Genomic DNA, 21,189 nt, shown 5'->3' with positions numbered 1-21,189 from the left:
CATTAATGCAACATAAATGATGGCATATTGTTTGCATTCAATCATGGAATCGCTGTATCAGGCGGCAAACCCAAGGAGACGCCGCGATGACCGGGATTGATCTAGTGGAAGAGGAGCCGCGGGCGCTGAAGCCTGCCTTGCTGAAAGGGCTGCGGCTGCGCTGCCCGAACTGCGGCGGCGGCAGGCTGCTGCACAGCTACCTGAAGGTGAACGACGGCTGCAGCGAGTGCGGCCAGGAGCTGCACCACCAGCGCGCCGACGACGGTCCGGCCTATCTGACCATCCTGGTGGTCGGCCACATCCTCGGTTTTGCGCTGCACATCGTCTACACCCAGATGCGCCCGGATCCCTGGACCCTTGCAATTATCATGTCGGTGATCACGGTCGGGGCCTCGCTGCTGATGCTGCCGCGGATGAAGGGGCTGGTGGTGGCCTATCAATGGGCCAAGCGGATGCACGGCTTCTGAGCAGGCCGGGGGGCAATCGGCCAATCGGCCAGAATGCAAAAGGCGGGCCATTGGCCCGCCTTTTTCCGGTTTCTCCCAGCGCCGCCTTGGCGGCGCCGGGCCCAACGGGAGCCGCTCAGGTGTCCTGAGCAGGCGACGGGCGGGAGGGCCCGCCAGCCGCGAAGGCCGTCAGACCAGCCGCGAGGCGTCCTTGGCCGCGCGCACGAAATCGTCGAACAGGGGATGCGGCGCAAACGGTTTGGACTTCAGCTCCGGGTGGAACTGCACGCCGATGAACCACGGGTGGTCCGTCCACTCGACGATCTCCGGCAGGCGGCCGTCCGGCGACATGCCCGAGAAGTTCAGGCCGCATTCTTCCAGCTTCTCGCGGTACTTGATGTCCACCTCGTAACGGTGGCGGTGGCGTTCCTCGATATGGGTGCTGCCGTAAACCCCGGCGACCCTGGAGCCGTCCTGCAGCGCCGCGTCATAGGCGCCAAGGCGCATGGTGCCGCCCTTGTCGTCATCCGCCTTGCGGCTGACCTTGTGGTTGCCCTGCACCCATTCCTTGAGGTGGTAGACCACCGGCTCGAACCGCTTCTTGCCGGCCTCGTGGTCGAATTCCTCGGAGCCCGCCTCGGCAATGCCCGCGACGTTGCGCGCGGCTTCGATCACCGCCATCTGCATGCCCAGGCAGATGCCCAGATAGGGCACCTTGTTCTCGCGGGCGTATTGCGCCGCCTTGATCTTGCCCTCGGTGCCGCGCTCGCCGAAACCGCCGGGCACCAGGATCGCATGGAAGCCCTGCAGATACGGGTCGGCGTCTTCCTTGTCGAACAGCTCGGCGTCGACCCATTCGATCTTCACCTTCACCCGGTTCGACATGCCGCCGTGGGTCAGCGCCTCGGCGATCGACTTATAGGCGTCTTCCAGCTGGGTGTACTTGCCGACGATGGCCACCTTCACCTCGCCTTCGGGGTTGTAGATGCGGTCGGCCACATCTTCCCAGCGCTCCAGGTTGGGCTTGGGGGCAGGGGCGATGCCGAAGGCATCCAGAACCGCCTGGTCCAGGCCCTCGCGGTGATAGGCCAGCGGCGCCTCGTAGATCGATTTCAGGTCCTGCGCGGCGATCACCGAGTCGGGGCGCACGTTGCAGAACAGCGCCAGCTTCTCGCGCTCCTTCTTCGGGATCGGGCCCTCGGAGCGGCAGACCAGGATGTCGGGCGCCAGACCGATCGAGCGCAGCTCCTTGACGGAGTGCTGGGTCGGCTTGGTCTTCAGCTCGCCGCTTGCCTTGATGTAGGGCAGCAGGGTCAGGTGCATGAAGATGCATTCGCCGCGCGGCTTGTCCTGGGCGAACTGGCGGATCGCCTCGAAGAAGGGCAGGCCCTCGATGTCGCCGACGGTGCCGCCGATCTCGCAGAGCATGAAGTCGACCTCATCCTCGCCGATCGAGATGAAGTCCTTGATTTCGTTGGTGACGTGCGGAATGACCTGGATGGTCTTGCCGAGGTAGTCGCCGCGGCGCTCCTTCTCCAGCACGTTGGTGTAGATCCGGCCCGAAGAGATCGAGTCGGTCTTGCGGGCCGGCACCCCGGTGAAGCGCTCGTAGTGGCCGAGGTCGAGGTCGGTCTCGGCGCCGTCGTCGGTGACGAAGACCTCGCCGTGCTCGAACGGGCTCATGGTGCCCGGATCGACGTTCAGATAGGGGTCCAGCTTGCGCAGGCGGACGGAGTAGCCGCGGGCCTGCAGAAGCGCCCCCAGCGCTGCCGAAGCCAGGCCTTTGCCCAGAGATGAAACAACACCGCCAGTGATGAAGATAAAACGCGCCATGAGTGTTCGGCTGCCCCCGTGAGAAGTCAGAATCTAGCTGCCCGGCGGTCCAAAAAACCGCAGCACCACGGGACTTCATATATAAAGGATTCGCACAATAAGCGCAAGGGAACCGCAAGATGCTGTTGCGGCCCCTGAAAACCCGTCAAGGTGTAGTGGATCAGTCGGCGCTGGGAACCAGCGGCGCATTGTCGCCTTCGCTCGGCGGCAGCAGATCGCTGCCCAGCGGGGCCGGAACCGCCGGGGTGCCGTCCTGTTCGCTCTGCGGCGCGACGATCCGGTCGGTGACCGAGGAGCCCGCGGATTTCTGCGCGGCAAGGACGGTCAGGGTGATCGAGGTGCAGATGAAGGCAATCGCCAGGATCCAGGTCAGCCTGCTGAGCGCGGTGGCTGCGGCGCGGCCCGAGACGGCACCGCCGCCGCCGCCGCCCATGCCCAGACCGCCGCCCTCGGAGCGCTGCAGCAGAACCACGGCAATGAGGCCGAGAGCCAGAAGAAGATGGATGATGAGAACAACGTTTTCCATGGGTCCCTGCGGCGGTTGGCTGAGTATCGGGCGGTAAATAGGCAAGATTGCCCGGGGGGGCAAGGGCGGAGTTTGCAGGCTTGGCGCACAAGCTGCCGGGGAGGTCACGCACCGTGATTGCCTGCATCATGAAACGTGACTGGACAGGGCCGCCCGCAGCGGCGCAGCATGGGGCATGCCGCATGATCACCCCGACAGCCCGCACGCCCTTCTGCCGCCCGATCCTGCCCTGCGGGTGAAGGCGCTGGAGACGATTCTCACCGAAAAAGGCCTGATCGACCCGGCCGCGCTGGAGGAGATCATCGACACCTACCAGAACCGGATCGGCCCGCAGAACGGCGCAAGGGTGGTGGCCCGCGCCTGGAGCGACCCGGAATTCAAGGCAGCGCTGCTGGCGGATGCGGACCCGGTGCTGGCGGAGCTGGGCTATTACGGGCGGCAGGGCGAGCATATGGTGGTGGTGGAAAACACGCCCCAGCGCCACAACATGGTCGTGTGCACCTTGTGCAGCTGCTACCCGTGGCCTTTGCTGGGCATTCCGCCGGGCTGGTACAAATCCGACGCCTACCGCGCCCGCGCGGTGCGCGAGCCGCGCAAGGTGCTGGCGGACTTCGGCGTGACGCTGCCCGGGGACTGCGCCGTGCGGGTCTGGGATTCGACCGCCGAGGTCCGCTATCTGGTGCTGCCGCTGCGGCCCGAAGGCACGGAGGGGCTGGGCGAGGAGGAGCTGGCGGCGCTGGTCACCCGCGACAGCATGATCGGCACCGGCCAGCCGAAGGTGCCGGCATGACCCGGGTGCATGACATGGGCGGGCGATTCGGCGACGGGCCGGTGGTGCCCGGGGCAGAGGACGCGCCGGTCTTTGCCGAGGACTGGCACGCCCGGGCGCTGGCGGTGACGCTGGCCTGCGGCGCGCTGGGGCAGTGGAACATCGACACCTCGCGGCACGCGCGGGAGCGGCTTTCGCCGAAGGATTACACAAGGTTTTCCTATTACGAAAAATGGATTTCGGCGCTGGCGGATCTGCTGGTGGAGAAAGGCGTGCTGACGCGCGAGGATCTGGAAGGCAAGGGGCCCGCCGGGCTGCATGCGCTGGCGGAGCGGGCCTTGAAGGCGGAGACCGTCGCGGGTGCGCTGGCCAGGGGCGGACCGGCGGAGCGGACGGGCGGGCCGAAGCCGCGGTTTTCTGCCGGGCAGGCGGTGCGGGCGCGAATCCCTGCCGACAACGCGCTGGTCCCGGGCGGCCATACACGGCTGCCGAAATACGCGGCCGGCGCCAAGGGCTATGTCCTGCGGCTGCATGGCACCCATGTGTTTCCCGACAGCAATGCCCACGGGCTGGGCGAGGCGCCGGAGCCGCTCTATGCGGTGCGCTTCTTTGCCCGCGCGCTGTGGGCGCATCCCGAGCATCCCGGCGACGAGGTGGTGCTGGACCTGTGGCAGAGCTATCTGGAGCCGTTATGAGCGATTGTCCCGAGGGTGCCGCGCCGGAGCCGGTTTTTGCCGAGCCGTGGCATGCGCAGGTGTTTGCGCTGACCGTGCATCTGAACGAGGCCGGGCGGTTCAGCTGGGCCGGCTGGGCGCAGCGGTTTTCCGCAACCCTGAAGCGGCATGGCCTGAGCCGGGAGCTGGACGGCGGCGAGGATTATTTCCGCGCCTGGCTGGAAACGCTGGAGATGTTTCTGGCCGAACAGGGGGCGGTGCCTGCGGCGGAGGCCGAGGCGATGCGCCGCCGCTGGGAGGATGCCTATCTGAGCACGCCGCATGGCGCGCCGGTGCAGCTGCGCCGCTGAGCACACAGGTCCGGCCGCCGGGGCCGGGGAGGCCGGGGCGGTTTTCTTTGCCGTGCCTGTTGTTGCGTTCCGCTTTTGCGCTGTGTCCCGTTTCAGGGGGCGGCGCCGCCGGGTGGAGGTGGACAGGCCCCGCCGGGGGCCTGCTCGGACAAGCTGGCTTGGACGACCCCCTTTTTATCAGGGCCGGTCTCCGGGTGGTGCGCAGGCAGCCGCACAGATGCCTGCGCCTCGTATCATGGCCCCGCGCGCGGGGCCATGGCGGGGGATCGCGATCATCCGGGAGAATGGCATAAGGCCGTGAGGATTGCGTGAAGGGGGCGTGCGCCGGGGGCGCAACACCCCGCTGCCCGGAACAAGGCGCAGTGCGCCGCCGGGCGGGCGCCTTCCCGGTGGGGCGGGCAGGCGCGCGCCCGGCGCCTGCGGCTTGATTCCGGGCGGGGAAGCTGTTCCGCCCCGTGATTTCCCGCCCCCCGCGGCGGATTTGCGGTTCCACTGCCCGCGCAGCATCGCTATATGAGCGTGGGTTTGAACCAGACTGTAAAGGACCGGATATGGCCAACGTCGTCGTAGTCGGCGCCCAGTGGGGCGACGAGGGGAAAGGCAAGATCGTGGACTGGCTGAGCGAGCGTGCAGACGTTATCGCGCGCTTCCAGGGCGGCCACAACGCCGGCCATACGCTGGTCATTGACGGCAAGGTCTACAAGCTGCACGCGCTGCCTTCGGGCGTGGTGCGCGGCGGCAAGCTGAGCGTCATCGGCAACGGTGTGGTGCTGGACCCCTGGCACCTGATGAAGGAAATCGCCACCGTGCAGGCGCAGGGCGTGGAGATCACCCCGGAGACCCTGATGATCGCCGAGAACACCCCGCTGATCCTGCCGCTGCACGGCGAGCTGGACCGGGCGCGCGAAGAGGCGGCCTCCAAGGGCACCAAGATCGGCACCACCGGCCGCGGCATCGGCCCCTGCTATGAGGACAAGGTCGGCCGCCGCGCGATCCGCGTCGCCGACCTGGCCGATGAAGCCACCCTGATTGCCCGCGTCGACCGCGCGCTGCAGCATCATGACCCGCTGCGCCGCGGGCTGGGCGTCGATCCGGTGGACCGCGATGCGCTGATCGCCCAGCTGAAGGAGATCGCGCCGCAGATCCTGCCGTTTGCCGCGCCGGTCTGGAAGGTGCTGAACGAAAAGCGCAAGGCGGGCAAGCGGATCCTGTTCGAAGGCGCCCAGGGCGCGCTGCTGGACATCGATTTCGGCACTTACCCGTTTGTCACCTCCTCCAACGTGATTGCAGGCCAGGCGGCCACCGGCGTCGGCATCGGCCCGGGCTCGATCGATTACGTGCTGGGCATCGTCAAGGCCTATACCACCCGCGTCGGCGAAGGCCCGTTCCCGACCGAGCTGCTGAAGGAAGACGGCACCCCGGATGCGGACGGCGAGCGCCTGGGCACCCGCGGCCATGAGTTCGGCACCACCACCGGCCGCCAGCGCCGCTGCGGCTGGTTCGACGCCTGCCTGGTGCGCCAGACCTGCGCCACCTCCGGCATCAACGGCATCTCGCTGACCAAGCTGGATGTGCTGGACGGCTTCGAGACCCTGAAGATCTGCGTCGGCTACGAGCTGGACGGCGAGCGCCTGGACTACCTGCCGACCGCCGCCGACAGCCAGGCCCGCTGCACCCCCATCTATGAAGAGATGGACGGCTGGAGCGAGAGCACCGAAGGCGCGCGCAGCTGGAACGACCTACCGGCCAATGCGATCAAATACGTCAAACGCGTGGAAGAGCTGATCGACTGCCCGGTGGCGCTGCTGTCCACCAGCCCGGAGCGGGAAGACACCATTCTGGTGACCGACCCGTTTGCCGACTGATGGCTGACAAGCAAGGCCTGAGCTACAAGGCGCGGCGGCGCTGGGCGCTGGTGATCCTGCTGGTCGGGATGCCGGTGTACATCGTGGCGGCGGTCACGGTGATGAACTGGCTGGACCGGCCGCCCTTGTGGCTGGAGCTGGTGGTGTATGTGGCGCTGGGCGTCGTTTGGGTGCTGCCGTTCAAGTTTGTGTTCCGCGGCGTCGGCCAGCAGGATCCGGACGCCGGCACGGACTGAGGGGGAGGGGCGCTGCCCCGCGTGCTTGAAGGGAAGAGGGGCGCTGCCCCTCTTGGCCTCATGGCCAATTCACCCCGGGATATATCCGGCCAGAAGAAGCCGCTGCGGCTTGCGGGAATGAAAAAAAGGCGGCCTCGCGGGGCCGCCTTTTCTGTTCTGCTGTCTGCCGGTCAGCCGGCGGCGCGCTTGCCCGGCTTGAAGCCGATGTCGCCGGAGGCGGTGAACTGGCCGTTGCCGGAGCGTTCGATCTTGCCGTCGCGCAAGAGCTGGCCGAAGGAGCGCAGCCCGTCCTCGCGGTTGAACTCGCCGCTGCCGGCGCTGCGCACCTTGCTCATCAGCTGCGGCCGCGAGAAGTGGTCGCGGCCCTCGACAAAGCTCAGGTAGGCGGCGGCGGCCTCCAGCAGCTCGTGCAGGTCCGCGGCGCCGCGTTCAGCGGCATAGGCGGCAAAGCCGCCGCCGCTGCCGTCTTCGCTTGCCTCTCCCAGAACCGCGGCCGAGACCCGGCGCGGGCGCACCGGCTGCTGCGGCGCTGCGCCTTCGTCGATGCGCTGGGCGGCCACCAGTTTCAGCGGTGCCGGGCGCGCCGCCGGGCTGGACGGGCGTTCGGATGTGCCCTGGCGGGCTTCCGGGCGGCGCGGGCGCACCACATTGGCCAGGTCTTCGCGGTAGGGCCGGGCGTCATCGCCGCCCGTGGCGGTGCCGGCCGGGCTGCCGGCCTTGGCGGCCGCAACCGCGGCGCGCAAATGGCTGTAGGCCTCGCGGGAGGAGGCGGATTCGGGGTCTTCCAGCTTTTCATCCGCGGCGGCCATCAGCCGGCTGACATCGCTGTCGGCGGGGCTGGACGATCCAGGCAGGGCGGCGGCATCTGCGGCGGTGCTGTCCGCCGCGGCTGCAGGGTCTTCCGGCTGTTCCGAAGCGGCAAGGATTTCCGCTTCCACTTCGGCCAGCTCCCGCATCAGGTCGGCTTCATCCTCTTCCGAGAGCGTGGCCGGCGCGGTGCCGGGGGCGGCGGTGGTGTCCTGCAGGCGGCCGGAGGCGATGGCTTTCTCGAAGTCGGCCCGTTTGACCTTGGTGATGCGGACGCGCGCTGCCGGGGCGGGCGGTTCGCCGCCGGCGTCCTCCGCCAGCAGGTTGCCGGCGCCGCCGTCTGCCGCGCCGTCTGCGGCGGCAGCCGGTTGCAGATCCGTGAACAGGCTGTCTTCATCCGCATCCGCATCCGCATCCGCATCCGCATCCGCATCCGCATCCGCATCCGCATCCGCATCTGCGGCCTGCGCCTGCTGTGCCGCCGCGCGGCCCAGGTCCAGGCGGTCCAGCGCCCTGGCGATTTCGTGATCGCTCTCGTCATCAAAGTCCGGAGCATCGGTGCTGTCATCCTCCAGCAGCGCGCTGGTGATGTCCCCGGCTGCGCTTTCCAGCACGTCGTCGGCATGCTCGTCCTCGGTGAAGTCGTCTTCCGGGGTCTGCGCCACCACGGCGCGGATGCGCTGCAGCTTGGCGGCGATGCTGTCGGCGGCGGGCACGGTTTCGTCTTCCGCGCGCGGGGCCGCTTCTGCCGCGTCCGTGTCTGCCAGGGCGTCTGACTCGTTGACTTCGAGCAGCTCGACCGCCGGGGCGGCGTTCTGAACCGCGGGCTGCGTATCGGTGCTTGCGGTTTCCAGCACAGCGGCAATGGTTTCTTCGGCTTCGGCTTCGGCTTCGGCTTCGGCTTCGGCTTCGGCTTCGGCTTCGGCTTCGGCTTCGGCTTCGGCTTCGGCTGCTGCCGGGGTCTCTTCTGCGAGGGTCTCTTCCTGGACTTCGGCCTCTGCGGTCTCCGCTTCGGCCGTTTCCGGAGCGGTTTCCGGTGCGGCGGCGGTTTCGGCCTCGGCCTGAGCCGGGGTCTCCGCCGGGGCTGTGGCCGGGGTCTCGGCTGCGGTGTCCTGAGCCGGGGCGGGGGATTGCGCGGGCCGTTCCGTGGCGAGGTAGGCCGCAGGCGAAACCGCCGCGGGCGCAGCGGTTGCGGTTGCGGCGGCAGCAAGGGCCGGGGCGGCGGCGCGCAGGTGGATGCCGCCGTCGCTGGTGCGGGCCTCGACCTGGCGGGCAATCTCGCGCTGGGCGATGCGGGCCAGCATGTCGGCATCGGGCTGCGGCGGCTCGGCGCCGAAGTAGCGGTCATCGGACGCGAGGTCGCGGAAATACTCGGCGATGGCCTTCATCGTGCCGAAGGAATCCTCGAACCCTTCCAATGTGCAGGAAAAGGTTCCATAGGATACGGTCAGGACTTTGTTGTTATGTACCATCAGCTCGCTCGTCTTCGCCACTTCTGTTGCCATTCACCATATGGGCTGGAAGGACCAATTTTGCTCGAATCCGTGCAATTGATCGTATCATTTTGTGTTCACATTGTGACCTGTTTCCAAAACTGCCGGGAATACCGCCGATGAAAGCCTTTATTGTTGACGTTCCGGAACCAATCACCCTGGTGGGCGGCGGCGAACTGGCGCCGGGGGCGCTGGAGGAGGCCTTGGCGCTGGCGCCGCGGCTGGCGGCGGCGGATGGCGGCGCGGCGGCGGCACTGGCGGCGGGGCATGTGCCGCAGGCGGTGATCGGCGATTTCGACTCGCTGCCGGAGGCGGTGCGGGCGCAGCTGCCGCCTGCCAGCCTGCACCGGGTGGCGGAGCAGGACAGCACCGATTTCGACAAGGCGCTGCGCGCCATCTCGGCGCCTGCGGTGCTGGCGGCCGGGTTTCTGGGGGCGCGGGTGGATCACCAGCTGGCGGCCTTCAACACGCTGGTGCAGGGCCACGGCAGCCCCTGTATTCTGATCGGGGACACCGAAGTGATCTTTCACCTGACCCGTGCGGTGGCGCTGCCGGCGCGGGCGGGCGAGGTGATCTCGCTGTTTCCGATGCAGCCGGTGACCGGGCGGTCGGAGGGGCTGGAGTGGCCGATCGACGGCTTGCAGATGGCGCCGATGGGCCGGATCGGCACCTCGAACCGGGCGCTGGGGCCGGTGCGGCTGATGCCGGACGGGCCGGGGCTGCTGGCGATTGTGCCGCGGCGGCTGCTGGCGGATGTGATGGCCGCGATCAGGCGGGATTGATCCGCTCGGCGGCCTCCGAGGCCCTGCGCTCGCGCAGCACCGCATAGAGCCCGGCGCTGACCGTCAGCAGGATGCCGAAGGCGGCAAGGGTGTTGGGCAGCTCGGCGAAGACCAGCCAGCCGAAGAACACGGCGACCGGGATTTCCAGATACTGCATCGAGGCCAGCGTCGAGGTGGGGGCGAACCGCAGGCTCCAGGTCATCAGCAGATGCGCCAGCGTGCCGAGGGCGCCGGCGGCGGCCAGCAGCGCCCAGGTGTCCTGCGGCGGCAGCGCGGTGGAGAGGGCGGGCAGGCCGATGGCATCGCCGACCAGCAGCACCGGCGCCAGCAGCACGGTGCCCATGGCGCCGGCCACCGCCTGCAGCGAGACCGGATCGGTTTCCTTGGCGATCTTGCGGGTGACCAGCATGAACAGGGCAAAGATCACCGCCACCAGCAGCGGCCACAGCGCGTTCCAGCCGACCGCGGCAAAGCTCGGCTGAATGACCAGCAGGGTGCCGGTGAAGCCGACCACGCAGGCGCCGAGGCGGCGCAGGCCGACCTCTTCGCCGAGGACATATTTGCCGAGCAGCAGCATCAGGAACGGCATCACGAAGGCAATTGCGACTGCATCGGCCAGCGGCAGGTAGCGGAAGGCGGTGAACATGGCGCCGATGCCGCCCATCTGCAGCAGGGTGCGCAGGAACAGCAGCGGCGCCACCCGGCGCGACAGGCTGAGCGGCAGCCGCAGCATCACCGCCACCGGCATCAGGATCGCGGCCTGGGCGGCAAAGCGGATGAAGACGATCTGGGCAACCGGCACCCGGTTGGTCAGCAGCTTGGCGATGGCATCCCCGAGCGGGATCACCATGCAGAAGCCCAGCATCAGGGCGATGCCGAGGAGCGGCCGGTCCTGTGTCATGGCGCCACGCTAGGCGTGCAACAGCCATCGTGCAAGCTGGAGTTGCGGCGGAAGGAGAGGCATTGCGTATTTTTGGGACGTGGCGCGCAGCGGCACGGCCCGCGCCTGACCTTCCCCCCGGGAAGGCGCATTCGCGCCCTCCCAAGGTCAGGCCCGGGCCTTATGTCTCGCTATCTTTTCAAGAAAGCCGGGATGATCAGCAGTTCGGCACGTTCACCGCGAGGCCGCCGAGCGAGGTTTCCTTGTACTTGTCATGCATGTCGGCACCGGTCTGGCGCATGGTCTCGATGCAGGCGTCCAGCGGCACGAAGTGCTGGCCGTCGCCGCGCAGGGCGAGGGAGGCGGCGGAGACCGCCTTGATCGCCGCCAGCCCGTTGCGCTCGATGCAGGGCACCTGAACCAGCCCCTTCACCGGGTCGCAGGTCATGCCGAGGTGATGCTCCAGTGCGATCTCGGCGGCGTTCTCCACCTGCTCCGGGGTGCCGCCCATCACGGCGCAGAGGCCCGCGGCGGACATCGCGGCGGCGGAGCCGACCTCGGCCTGGCAGCCGGCTTCGGCACCGGAAATGGATGCGTTGTACTTGACCAGGCCGGCAATGGCGGCGGCGGTCAGCAGGAAGTCCTCGACGTGGCTTTCGGAGGCGCCCGGCACATGGTCGAGGTAATAGCGGATCACGGCCGGCAGGGTGCCCGCGGCGCCGTTGGTCGGGGCGGTGACAACCTGGCCGCCGGCCGCGTTTTCCTCGTTCACCGCCATTGCATAGACGCTCATCCAGTCGTTGATGGTGTGCGGCGCGGTCAGGTTCTTGCCGCGCTCGGCCATCAGCGCGTCATAGATGCCCTTGGCGCGGCGGCGCACCTTGAGGCCGCCGGGCAGGATGCCGTCGCGCTCCAGCCCGCGGTTGATGCAGTCGTTCATCACCTGCCAGATGCGGGCGGTGCCCTTGGACAGGTTGTCGGACCCTCCGCGGGCGATCTCGTTGGCGCGCTTCATGCCGGCGATGGATTTGCCGCTGGCCTTGGCCATCTCCAGCATCTCGGCGGCGGATTTGAACGGGTAGGGCACCGGGTCGCCTTCCTCGGTCGCCTTGCCTGCGGCCAGTTCCTCCTCGGTGACGACAAAGCCGCCGCCGATCGAGTAGAACACCTGCCGCAGGATCACGTCGCCCTGGGCATCGGTGGCCATCAGGATCATGCCGTTGGCATGGCCCGGCAGCGCGTGATCATAGTCGAAGATCATGTCGGCCTTGGGGTCGAAGTGCAGCTCCCCCAGACCTTCGGGCCGCATGGTGCGGGTTTCGGCCAGTTCGGCGAGGAAGGCCTCGGCCTTTGCGTCGTCGTAGTCATCGGGGCGGAAGCCGCCGAGGCCGAGGATGGTGGCGCGGTCGGTGGCATGGCCGACGCCGGTGAAGGCGAGCGAGCCGTGCAGCGAGGCGCGCAGGCCGTGGAACTCGAACGGCGAGGCGCGCATCATATCGAGGAAGCGCGCGGCGGCGACCATCGGCCCCATGGTGTGGGAGGACGACGGGCCGATGCCCACTTTGAACATGTCGAAAACGGAGAGGAACATCAGGTGGCTGATCCTTCTGGGGGATTGGCGTAAGCCGGGGACGTGAACGGGGCGGCGCCGAGGCCTTCGGCCTCTTGTGCCTTGGCAACGGCGGGGCGGTGCTCCAGCCCGGCGCAGAGGCGCTGCAGGCTGGGGCAGCGGGAAAGATCGAACCAGCTGCGGTCTGCGCCGGCGGGATACAGCGCCATCCAGCGCAGCTGGCAGGCCAGGTAATAATCCAGCACCGAGGGCTGCGGCGCGCCGAGCCAGCCGGGGCGGTCTGCGGCGGCGCGGTCGAGGTTGGCCAGATGCGCCTGCAGCCGCTGGCGCAGCACCTTTTGCAGCTGGTCCTGCTGGGCGCTGTCAGTGCCGATGTATTTTTGAGGATAGAACAGCATCCGCAAATCGGCATGCAGCGTGTTGGAGGCAAAGAACAGCCATTTGAGGAACGGCGCGTAGGCAGCCGAGCCCGCCGCCGGGGCCATGGCGCCGTGGCGGCCGGCCAGCCACAAGAGGATGGCGGCGGTTTCAAACAGCGCGCCATCGGGGGTTTCCAGCACCGGGATCAGCCCGTTGGGATTGAGCGCCCGGTATTCCGCACTGTTCTGCGCTTCCGCCTTGCGGTCGACCAGAACCGTCTCGAACGGCTGGCCAAGCTCCTCCAGCACCAGCCGGATGACCAGTGACGCGTTGTCGGGGGCGTAGTGGAGGCGGTATTCGGGTTTCATGGCGTAATATTATGATGCGGACGCGCTGGATATGTGTCCATTTCCGGCGTTTCCAATAGGAAACCCGCCTTTGTGATGCATGTTTCGCCGCCGGCCCGGCGGGTGGCGGAATCCGGCCTGCGGTTCAGGCCGTTACTGCTTGCGCGCCGTGCAGACGAAATGGGTCAGCGACAGGAAGAACCGCCCCTCGGCCGCCAGTTCCTGCTGCTCGCGCGCCCAGGCGGCGGCGTCGTCCGCGTCGGTGGCGCCGATGTCCACCGCAAAGGCGCGGATCAGCTGGATCATCATCGCCGCCAGCCCGTCGGGGCGCAGCGCGGTGTCGCAGATGGTGACCGGCTGCATCTGCCGGACCTCGAACCCGCAGCTGCGCAGCTCGGCGGGCAGCTTTGCGGGCAGGTCGCGCACCGCCATGTGGCGGCTCCAGGCCTCCAGCATCCGCTCCATGCGCCGGGTGTTGTCGCTGTGCCAGGCCAAGGTGTCCCAGTGGATGTCGCCGGCAACCAGCCGCCCGCCGGGCTTCAGCGCCTTGTGCAGCGCGCGCAGGGCCGGGCGGCGGTCGGTCAGGTATTCGAACACCTGCAGCGCCGCGGCCTTGTCAAAGCCGGCGTCGTCGAACGGCAGCCGCGCCGCGTCGCCTTCGGTCAGGGTGGTGTTGCCGCGCCCCTCCAGCCGCAGGCGGGCGGCGGCCAGCATCTGCGGGCTGGCGTCGAGCCCGGCGACATGGCCGCCGGGGCCGACCGCGCGCGACAGCTCCAGCGTCAGCAGCCCGTTGCCGCAGCCGAGGTCGAGAATGCGCTCGCCCGGCTGCGGCGCCAACGCGTCAAACGCCGCCTGCCGCCGCCGCGACACATCGGCGCCTTGGTAGGCGTCTTCGAGCAGGCGGGTGGTTTCTTCGTCGAAGTTCAGCATGAAATCAGGCCCTCTGAGAGGATGATCTGTAGGCCGATGCGCCGGGATTTCCAGCCGGGGAGCGGAGAACCGCCGCAAATGCCCTCTCGCGCATGGGCGGCAAACTGCCTATAACCGCGGCAAACGCGTATTCATGGAGTCACCTGATGACCGGAGAGCTGTCGCCCATCGACAAGGCGAAATTCGTAGCTGCCAAGCGGGCGGCGGATATGGTTGAGGATGGCATGCGGGTCGGCCTTGGCACCGGCTCCACCGCCGCCTGGCTGGTGCGCTGCCTGGGCGAGATGGTGCAGAAGGACGGGCTGAAGATCACCGCGGTGCCGACCTCCAGCCGCACCGCGGCGCTGGCGCGGGACGTGGGCATCAACGTGGTGTCGCTGGACGAGGCCAAATGGCTGGACATGACCATCGACGGCGCCGACGAGTTCGATGCCGACCTGAACCTGATCAAGGGCGGCGGCGGCGCGCATCTGCAGGAGAAGATCGTCGCCACCGCCTCGGACCAGATGGTGGTGATTGCCGATGCCAGCAAGTCGGTCGAGACCCTGGGCGCCTTCCCGCTGCCGCTGGAGGTGCTGCCGTTCGGCTGGCAGAGCAGCCAGGCGCTGATCGAGGAAACCCTGGTGTCGATGGACGTGATGGGCCGCACCACCACCCTGCGGATGAACGGCGATGCGCCGTTTGTGACCGATGAGGGGAACTACATTCTCGACCTGCACCTGAAGCGCATCGGCAATGCCCGCCAGCTGGCGCTGGTGATGAACCAGATCCCCGGGGTGATCGAGAACGGCCTGTTCATCGACATCTGCGATACCGTGGTGATCGGGTTCGGCGACGGCCGGGTCGAGGTGCGCGACATCAATGAAGGCACCGTCGAAAAGGACAAGCTGGATTTCGTCGAGACCGACAACCTGTTCACCGACCTGCAGGATTGACCGGCGTTTCCAGGATCTGATGGTCCGCCGGCCCTGCCACGGCGGGGCCGGGCCTGCAGCGCGGCGGCGCGGGCGCTGGCCAAAGCCCGCCGCGTTGACCGGGGTAGGGCCGTTGCGCCTCACAACCCCGTGCAAAACCGCGGCAAAAGGTTGAAAGCGGCGCAATAACGCCCACTTGGGCATATGGCGTTTGGTGCTCCGTTGTGGGATACCATCACAAGACTTGCAAAGGGCAGAACTTCATGAGCTTTGATTACGATCTGTTTGTCATCGGCGGCGGCTCCGGCGGGGTGCGGGCCGCCCGCGTGGCGGCACAGGAAGGCGCCACGGTGGCGCTGGCAGAAGAGGACCGCTATGGCGGCACCTGCGTGATCCGCGGCTGCGTGCCGAAGAAGCTGATGGTGTTTGCCTCGGAATATTCCACCATGGCCGAGGACGCCCGCGCCTATGGCTGGGACATCACCGCCGGCGGCTTTGACTGGGATGCCTTCAAGGGCAAGCTGCACGGCGAGCTGGACCGGCTGGAAGGCGTCTACCGCAACATCCTGAAGACCAACGGCGTCGAAAGCTTCGACCAGCGCGCCCGGCTGGCCGATGCCCATACGGTGGAGCTGGCCGACGGCACCCGCAAGACCGCCAAGCACATCCTGGTCGCCACCGGCGGCTGGCCGACGGTGCCGGACTTGCCGGGCGCGGAGCTGGCGATCACCTCGAACGAGATTTTCCACCTCGACAAGCTGCCCGGAAGCATCCTGATCGTCGGCGGCGGCTATATCGCATCCGAATTTGCAGGCATCCTGAACGGGCTGGGCGTCAGGACCACCCAGTTCTACCGCGGCGCCCAGATCCTGCGCGGCTTTGACGAGGAAGCCCGCGGCGTGATCGCCGACGGCATGCGCGAGGCGGGTGTCGACCTGCGGGTGAACATCAATGTCACCGCGATGCGCCAGGACGGCGGCAGGATCCGGGTCACCGACACCAATGGCGAAGAGCACCTGTTCGATCAGGTGATGTATGCCACCGGCCGCGCCCCCAACGCGGACAACCTGGGCCTTGAGGAGATCGGCGTCGAACGCGGCAAGGGCGGCGAGATCGTGGTCGACCAGTACAGCCAGACCACGGTGCCCTCGGTCTATGCGGTGGGCGATGTGACCGACCGGGTTGCGCTGACCCCGGTGGCGATCCGCGAGGGCATGGCCTTTGTCGAGACGGTGTTCAAGGCGAACCCGACCAGCCCCGATCACGCGCTGATCCCGACCGCGATCTTCACCCAGCCGGAAATGGGCACCATCGGGCTGAGCGAAGAGGACGCGGCCAGGCAGGAGGCGATCGAGGTCTATTCCGCCGCCTTCAAGCCGATGCAGCAGAGCTTTGCCGGCCGCGCCCAGAAGGTGCTGATGAAGCTGGTGGTGTCGAAGGCGACGCGCCGCGTGCTGGGCTGCCATATTGTCGCACCCGGGGCCGGCGAGATGATCCAGCTGGCCGGAATCGCGGTAAAGATGGGCGCGACCAAGGAAGATTTCGACCGCACGGTTGCGGTGCACCCGACAATGTCGGAAGAGTTGGTGACGCTGAAGACTCCGGTCCGCACCACCTGACGGGGCGGATCGGCAAGAATTTAGAACATATGCCGCCGCTGGCGGCAGCAAACGGATAGGAGACACATGGCGGGCAATAGCGGTGGCCCCTGGGGGGGCGGCGGCTCTTCCGGCGGCGGAGGAGGCAACCGGGGCAACAACGGCGGCGGCGGCGGCGGCCGCAAGCCGGACGAGCCCCAGATTCCCGAGATCGACGAGCTGGTGAAGAAAGGCCAGGAGCAGCTGCGCGTGCTGATGGGCGGGCGCGGCGGCGGCGGGCGCGGCGGGCGCGGCGGCCCCGGCGGCGGTGCGCCGCTGTTCTCCAAGGGCACCCTGGGCCTGGCGGCGGTGGCCGCGGCCTTCCTGTGGGGCTTTGCCAGCTTCTACACCGTGAAGCCGGAAGAGCAATCGGTGGAGCTGTTCCTGGGCGAATATTCCGCCACCGGCCAGCCGGGCCTGAACTTTGCCCCCTGGCCGCTGGTGACCAAGGAAATCCTGCCGGTCACCCGCGAACAGACCGAGGATATCGGCGTCGGCGGGCGCGGCTCGGATGCCGGGCTGATGCTGACCGGCGACGAGAACATCGTCGACATCGATTTCCAGGTGGTCTGGAACATCAACGATCCGGCGCAGTTCCTGTTCAACCTGCGCGATGCGCGGCCCACCATCCGGGCGGTGTCGGAATCGGCCATGCGCGAGATCATCGCCCAGTCCGAGCTGGCGCCGATCCTGAACCGCGACCGTGGCGCAATTGCCTCGCGGCTGCAGGAGCTGATCCAGTTCACCCTGGATGACTACGACAGCGGCATCAACATCATCCGCGTCAACTTCGACAAGGCCGACCCGCCGGCCTCGGTGATCGCGGCGTTCCGCGACGTGCAGGCTGCGGAACAGGAACGCGACCGGCGCCAGAACGAAGCGGATGCCTATGCCAACAATGCGCTGGCCGAGGCCCGCGGCCAGGCTGCGGAACTGCTGGAACGGGCCGAAGGCTACCGCGCCCGTGTCGTCAACGAAGCCCAGGGTGAGGCCAGCCGTTTCTCGGCGGTTCTGGCGGAATACCAGAAGGCGCCTGAGGTGACCCGCAAGCGCCTGTACATTGAAACCATGGAAACGGTGCTGAGCCGGGTCGACAAGATCATTCTTGACGAGCAGTCGGGCGAGGGCCAGGGCGTCGTGCCCTACCTGCCGCTGAATGAACTGCGCCGCGGAGGAAGCAACTGATGCGCAAGACAACTCTTTTGCTGCCGGTGCTGGTGATCGCTGCCATTACGGCGCTGTCGTCGGTGTTCATCGTGGACGAGCGCGAAAAGGCGCTGGTGCTGCAGTTCGGCCGGGTGGTTTCGGTCAAGGAAGATCCGGGCCTGGCGTTCAAGATCCCGCTGATCCAGGAAGTGGTGCGCTATGACGACCGCATCCTGAGCCGCGATATCGATCCGCTGGAAATCACCCCGTCGGACGACCGCCGCCTGGTGGTCGACGCCTTTGCGCGCTACCGCATCGTGGACGTGAACCGGTTCCGCCAGGCGGTTGGCGTCGGCGGCATCGCCACCGCGGAGAACCGGCTGGATTCGATCCTGCGGGCGCAGACCCGGGAAATCCTCGGCTCGGTCAGCTCCAACGACATCCTGAGTTCCGACCGGGCGGCGCTGATGCTGCGGATCCGCAACGGCGCCATTGCCGATGCCCGCGCGCTGGGCATTGCCATCATCGACGTGCGGCTGAAGCGCACCGACCTGCCGGCCGAAAACCTGGATGCCACCTTTGAGCGGATGCGGGCCGAGCGTGTGCGCGAAGCCACCGACGAGCGCGCCCGCGGCAACGAGGCGGCGCAGCGGATCCGGGCGCAGGCGGACCGGACCGTGGTGGAGCTGGTGTCGGAAGCGCAGCGCGAGGCCGAGATCATCCGCGGCGAATCGGATGCCGAACGCAACGCGATCTTTGCCGAGGCGTATGGCGCCGATCCGGAGTTCTTTGAATTCTACCGCAGCCTCAACGCCTATGCGAATTCGCTGCTGGCGGGGAATTCCACCATGGTGCTGTCGCCGGAAAACGAGTTTTTCAACTATCTGAAATCCTCGGACGGCAAGCCGGCGGCCGAGTAAGTGGGGTTCATCCTCCTGGCCCTCGGGCTGGTGCTGATTGCAGAGGGGCTGGTGTACGCACTGGCCCCTTCGCTTGTTGAGCGGCTGCTGGAGATGCTGCGGGCCCTGAGCGATGCGCAGCGCCGCAATGCCGGGCTGGCCGCAGTGGCGCTGGGGCTGATCCTGGTCTGGCTGGCGTTCCGATCCGGGATCTGACCGCCGGGTGCGATGCGGCGCGGCGCATGCGGAATGTCCGCGGAAACGCGCACTTTCCCTGCCAGGAGGCCGCCGGCAGGGCGCGTGCCCGCGGCTGCGGCCTGAAAACCGGGTCACAGCGGCTTATTTCCTTGCAACATTTGTTGCGGGACGGGCGGAAGTTCCTACATTGTGTCCATAAGACTCCGCCTGGTTTGCCGCGGCGTTTGCGCCTGTCCGGGCGGGGGAGAAGAATGAGAAATGACAAGGAGTAGTTCCGTGCAGCCACAGGCAATTGCAATTTCCGGCCAGGCAAGCGGCAGAGGCGCGATGATGCGCATGATCTGGCTTGCGGTGCTGAGCATGGCGGTCCTGCTGATGCAGGCAGCAACCGCCATGGCGCGGCCCGAGAGCCTGGCGCCGCTGGCCGACAGGGTAAGCCCGTCGGTGGTCAACATCACCACCACCACCGTGATCGAGGGGCGCACCGGCCCGCAGGGCATCGTGCCGGAAGGCTCGCCGTTCGAGGATTTCTTCCGTGAATTCCAGGACCGCAACGGCAATGGCGACCGGCCGCGCCGCTCCTCCGCGCTGGGTTCGGGCTTTGTGATTTCCGAAGATGGCTACATCGTCACCAACAACCACGTGATCGAAGGCGCCGACGAGATCGAGATCGAGTTCTTCCCCGGCGAGGGCCAGCCCAGGGAGCTGCTGCCGGCCAAGGTGATCGGCACCGATCCCAATACCGATATTGCGCTCTTGAAGGTGCAGGCGCCGCTGCCGCTGAAATACGTCAAGTTCGGCGACAGCGACACCGCCCGGGTCGGCGACTGGGTGGTGGCGATGGGCAACCCGCTGGGGCAGGGGTTCTCGCTGTCGGCGGGCATCGTCTCGGCCCGCAACCGCGAGCTGTCGGGGTCTTATGACGACTACATCCAGACTGATGCGGCGATCAACCGGGGCAACTCCGGCGGGCCGCTGTTCAACATGGATGGCGACGTCGTCGGCGTGAACACCGCGATCCTGTCGCCCAACGGCGGCTCCATCGGCATCGGCTTCTCGATGGCGTCCAATGTGGTGGTCAAGGTGGTCGACCAGCTGAAGCAGTTCGGCGAGACCCGCCGCGGCTGGCTGGGGGTGAAGATCCAGGATGTGGACGGCGACCTGGCCGAGGCGATCGGGCTGGACAAGGCCCGCGGCGCGCTGGTCACCGATGTGCCGGACGGCCCGGCCAAGGATGCGGGCGTGCTGGCCGGCGACGTGATTGTCAGCTTTGACGGCATCGATGTGCGCGACACCCGCGGCCTGGTGCGCCAGGTCGGCAATGCCGAGGTGGGCAAGACCGTGCGCGTGGTGGTCTACCGCGAAGGCAAGACCGAGACCCTGCGGGTGACCCTGGGCCGCCGCGAGGATGCGGAGCGCGGTCCGTCCAGCCCGGACAGCGGCGGCGATGCGCCCGGGTCCACCGAGAAGGAGCTGCTTGGCCTGTCGGTCGGGGTGCTGAACGACCAGCTGCGCGGCGAGCTGAACATCGGCGAAGATGTCGAGGGGCTGGCGATCCTGTCGGTGGACGAAACCTCGGAAGCCTGGGAAAAGGGCCTGCGGGCGGGCGATGTGATCACTGAGGCGGGCCAGCAGAAGGTCGGTTCGGTCAGCGAGCTGGAGGCCCGGGTCGGGGAGGCCAGGGAAGCGGGCCGCAAATCGCTGCTGCTGCTGGTGCGCCGCGGCGGCGAGCCGCGCTTTGTGGCGCTGAACCTGGCCGAGTAATCTGCGCGGCGGGATCTTGTTTGACCTGTCAGAGGCCGGGCTGCTGCCCGGCCTTTTTGCATGCCGGACGCGGTGTCAGGCCCGCTGCATGAACAGCAGGCCGCGGCTGTCCTTCCGGCTGAGCCAGGCCCCGGGTGCTGCCGCAAAGACCTGGCGGAAGGCTTCCAGATTGCGCGGCTCGTCGGCGATCAGCACCCAGCCGCGGTTGCGCACATGCGGCAGGCAGCGGGCCAGAAGGGCCCGCCGCTCGGGCGCGGCCAGCATGTGCAGGGTCCGGTCGAACAGCAGGATGCCGTAGTCGCCGTCCGGTGCCCACTGGGTCAGATCGGCCGCCACGCCGGTCACGTCCAGGCCCTCCCGCGCGGCGGCGGCCCGCAAGTCCCGGATCCCATGCGGCGAGATGTCCACGCCGGTCACCTGGTGGCCCAGACGGGCGATGAACAGCGCGTCCCGCCCCTGGCCGCAGCCGGCATCCAGGACCTTCAGGCCCGTGCTGTCCAGCCCTGTGAAAAAGGCGGTGACGTCCGGGGAAGGTGCCCCCAGGGCATCCGGGGTTTCGCGGTAGAGCCTGTCATAATCATAAGCCATGCGCGGCAGGCTAGCGGCCCGGTTCCGGAAAGGCCAAGTGAATATTTCTTGAACAAAGGGGGGGCGGACGGGCCGGGCCAAAGCTGGCGGAGAGGGGAAACGCGGCCCAAGACTTTTCTGAAAAGTCTTGGGCAAAAGTTTTCTGAAAACTTTTGCGCCCGGGGCATCCGGGCGG

Annotated in this window: 21 protein-coding genes; 13 read left to right on the top strand and 8 right to left on the bottom strand. The window is 67.6% G+C overall.

Annotation, left to right across the window (positions count from 1 at the left end; translation table 11 throughout):
- The first annotated feature begins 86 nt into the window (after positions 1-86).
- Entirely contained in the window at positions 87-467 is a 381-nt protein-coding gene (locus OKQ63_RS12230; protein ID WP_264210352.1) for a DUF983 domain-containing protein, read from the top strand.
- A gap of 168 nt (positions 468-635) precedes the next feature.
- On the opposite strand, the gene pyrG is transcribed toward OKQ63_RS12230, so the two are convergent.
- Complete coding sequence (pyrG, locus tag OKQ63_RS12225) at positions 636-2,279, bottom strand: CTP synthase (protein WP_264210351.1); 1,644 nt, start codon at positions 2,277-2,279, stop codon at positions 636-638.
- A 160-nt stretch (positions 2,280-2,439) separates the two neighbouring features.
- The gene (gene secG / locus OKQ63_RS12220; RefSeq protein ID WP_264210350.1) at positions 2,440-2,805 is read right to left on the bottom strand and encodes a preprotein translocase subunit SecG; all 366 of its coding nucleotides are present in this window, start codon (positions 2,803-2,805) and stop codon (positions 2,440-2,442) included.
- A 175-nt stretch (positions 2,806-2,980) separates the two neighbouring features.
- Between secG and nthA the strand changes: the two genes are divergently transcribed.
- From nthA to OKQ63_RS12195, 5 genes are all read left to right on the top strand, one after another.
- Positions 2,981-3,595 carry a nitrile hydratase subunit alpha gene (gene nthA, locus OKQ63_RS12215; RefSeq protein ID WP_264210349.1) on the top strand — a complete coding sequence of 205 codons (615 nt, stop codon included), beginning with the start codon at positions 2,981-2,983 and terminating at the stop codon, positions 3,593-3,595.
- Positions 3,592-4,269 carry a nitrile hydratase subunit beta gene (gene nthB / locus OKQ63_RS12210; protein ID WP_264210348.1) on the top strand — a complete coding sequence of 226 codons (678 nt, stop codon included), beginning with the start codon at positions 3,592-3,594 and terminating at the stop codon, positions 4,267-4,269. Before nthA ends, nthB begins: the two co-directional genes overlap by 4 nt.
- On the top strand, positions 4,266-4,598 hold the full coding sequence (locus OKQ63_RS12205; protein WP_264210347.1) for a nitrile hydratase accessory protein: 333 nt from the start codon (positions 4,266-4,268) through the stop codon (positions 4,596-4,598). The genes nthB and OKQ63_RS12205 overlap by 4 nt, the downstream gene beginning before the upstream one ends.
- Positions 4,599-5,149: 551 nt before the next feature.
- On the top strand, positions 5,150-6,463 hold the full coding sequence (locus OKQ63_RS12200) for an adenylosuccinate synthase (protein ID WP_264210346.1): 1,314 nt from the start codon (positions 5,150-5,152) through the stop codon (positions 6,461-6,463).
- Complete coding sequence (locus OKQ63_RS12195) at positions 6,463-6,699, top strand: DUF2842 domain-containing protein (protein ID WP_264210345.1); 237 nt, start codon at positions 6,463-6,465, stop codon at positions 6,697-6,699. Before OKQ63_RS12200 ends, OKQ63_RS12195 begins: the two co-directional genes overlap by 1 nt.
- A 170-nt stretch (positions 6,700-6,869) precedes the next feature.
- Here OKQ63_RS12195 and OKQ63_RS12190 read toward each other — a convergent pair whose 3' ends face one another.
- Positions 6,870-8,978, bottom strand: a complete 2,109-nt coding sequence (locus tag OKQ63_RS12190; protein WP_264210344.1) for a chemotaxis protein CheA — start codon at positions 8,976-8,978, stop codon at positions 6,870-6,872.
- A gap of 140 nt (positions 8,979-9,118) precedes the next feature.
- On the opposite strand from OKQ63_RS12190, the gene OKQ63_RS12185 reads away from it, so the two are divergent.
- Positions 9,119-9,781, top strand: coding sequence for a thiamine diphosphokinase (locus tag OKQ63_RS12185; RefSeq protein WP_264210343.1), 663 nt, complete (start codon positions 9,119-9,121; stop codon positions 9,779-9,781).
- Here OKQ63_RS12185 and OKQ63_RS12180 read toward each other — a convergent pair.
- The 4 genes from OKQ63_RS12180 to OKQ63_RS12165 all read right to left on the bottom strand — a co-directional run bounded on the left by OKQ63_RS12180 (position 9,768) and on the right by OKQ63_RS12165 (position 13,868).
- The gene (locus OKQ63_RS12180) at positions 9,768-10,682 is read right to left on the bottom strand and encodes a DMT family transporter (RefSeq protein WP_264210342.1); all 915 of its coding nucleotides are present in this window, start codon (positions 10,680-10,682) and stop codon (positions 9,768-9,770) included. The two genes, OKQ63_RS12185 and OKQ63_RS12180, sit on opposite strands and share 14 nt — an antisense overlap.
- 196 nt (positions 10,683-10,878) lie before the next feature.
- On the bottom strand, positions 10,879-12,252 hold the full coding sequence (locus OKQ63_RS12175; RefSeq protein WP_264210341.1) for an L-serine ammonia-lyase: 1,374 nt from the start codon (positions 12,250-12,252) through the stop codon (positions 10,879-10,881).
- On the bottom strand, positions 12,252-12,959 hold the full coding sequence (locus OKQ63_RS12170; protein WP_264210340.1) for a glutathione S-transferase family protein: 708 nt from the start codon (positions 12,957-12,959) through the stop codon (positions 12,252-12,254). Before OKQ63_RS12170 ends, OKQ63_RS12175 begins: the two co-directional genes overlap by 1 nt.
- Positions 12,960-13,091: 132 nt before the next feature.
- Positions 13,092-13,868 (bottom strand): methyltransferase domain-containing protein, encoded by a 777-nt coding sequence (locus OKQ63_RS12165; RefSeq protein ID WP_264210339.1) that lies wholly within the window; start codon positions 13,866-13,868, stop codon positions 13,092-13,094.
- Positions 13,869-14,014: 146 nt separating this feature from the next.
- Between OKQ63_RS12165 and rpiA the strand changes: the two genes are divergently transcribed.
- The 6 genes from rpiA (at position 14,015) to OKQ63_RS12135 (ending at position 20,426) form a co-directional block, all read left to right on the top strand.
- Complete coding sequence (gene rpiA / locus OKQ63_RS12160) at positions 14,015-14,803, top strand: ribose-5-phosphate isomerase RpiA (protein WP_264210338.1); 789 nt, start codon at positions 14,015-14,017, stop codon at positions 14,801-14,803.
- 242 nt (positions 14,804-15,045) lie between these two features.
- Complete coding sequence (gene gor, locus OKQ63_RS12155) at positions 15,046-16,401, top strand: glutathione-disulfide reductase (protein ID WP_264210337.1); 1,356 nt, start codon at positions 15,046-15,048, stop codon at positions 16,399-16,401.
- Positions 16,402-16,467: 66 nt separating this feature from the next.
- Positions 16,468-17,604, top strand: a complete 1,137-nt coding sequence (gene hflK / locus OKQ63_RS12150; RefSeq protein ID WP_264210336.1) for an FtsH protease activity modulator HflK — start codon at positions 16,468-16,470, stop codon at positions 17,602-17,604.
- Positions 17,604-18,485 carry a protease modulator HflC gene (hflC, locus tag OKQ63_RS12145; protein WP_264210335.1) on the top strand — a complete coding sequence of 294 codons (882 nt, stop codon included), beginning with the start codon at positions 17,604-17,606 and terminating at the stop codon, positions 18,483-18,485. Before hflK ends, hflC begins: the two co-directional genes overlap by 1 nt.
- Positions 18,486-18,680 (top strand): DUF2065 domain-containing protein, encoded by a 195-nt coding sequence (locus OKQ63_RS12140; RefSeq protein ID WP_264210334.1) that lies wholly within the window; start codon positions 18,486-18,488, stop codon positions 18,678-18,680.
- A 258-nt stretch (positions 18,681-18,938) separates the two neighbouring features.
- Complete coding sequence (locus tag OKQ63_RS12135) at positions 18,939-20,426, top strand: Do family serine endopeptidase (protein ID WP_434086011.1); 1,488 nt, start codon at positions 18,939-18,941, stop codon at positions 20,424-20,426.
- 75 nt (positions 20,427-20,501) lie between these two features.
- Here the strand turns inward: OKQ63_RS12135 and OKQ63_RS12130 are convergent, their stop codons facing one another.
- Positions 20,502-21,014, bottom strand: coding sequence for a class I SAM-dependent methyltransferase (locus OKQ63_RS12130; protein ID WP_264210333.1), 513 nt, complete (start codon positions 21,012-21,014; stop codon positions 20,502-20,504).
- Positions 21,015-21,189 lie beyond the last annotated feature (175 nt).

Origin of the sequence: Leisingera thetidis (assembly GCF_025857195.1) — a bacterium.
Taxonomy (GTDB): domain Bacteria; phylum Pseudomonadota; class Alphaproteobacteria; order Rhodobacterales; family Rhodobacteraceae; genus Leisingera; species Leisingera thetidis.
This window is presented reverse-complemented; position numbering and strand designations above follow the sequence as displayed.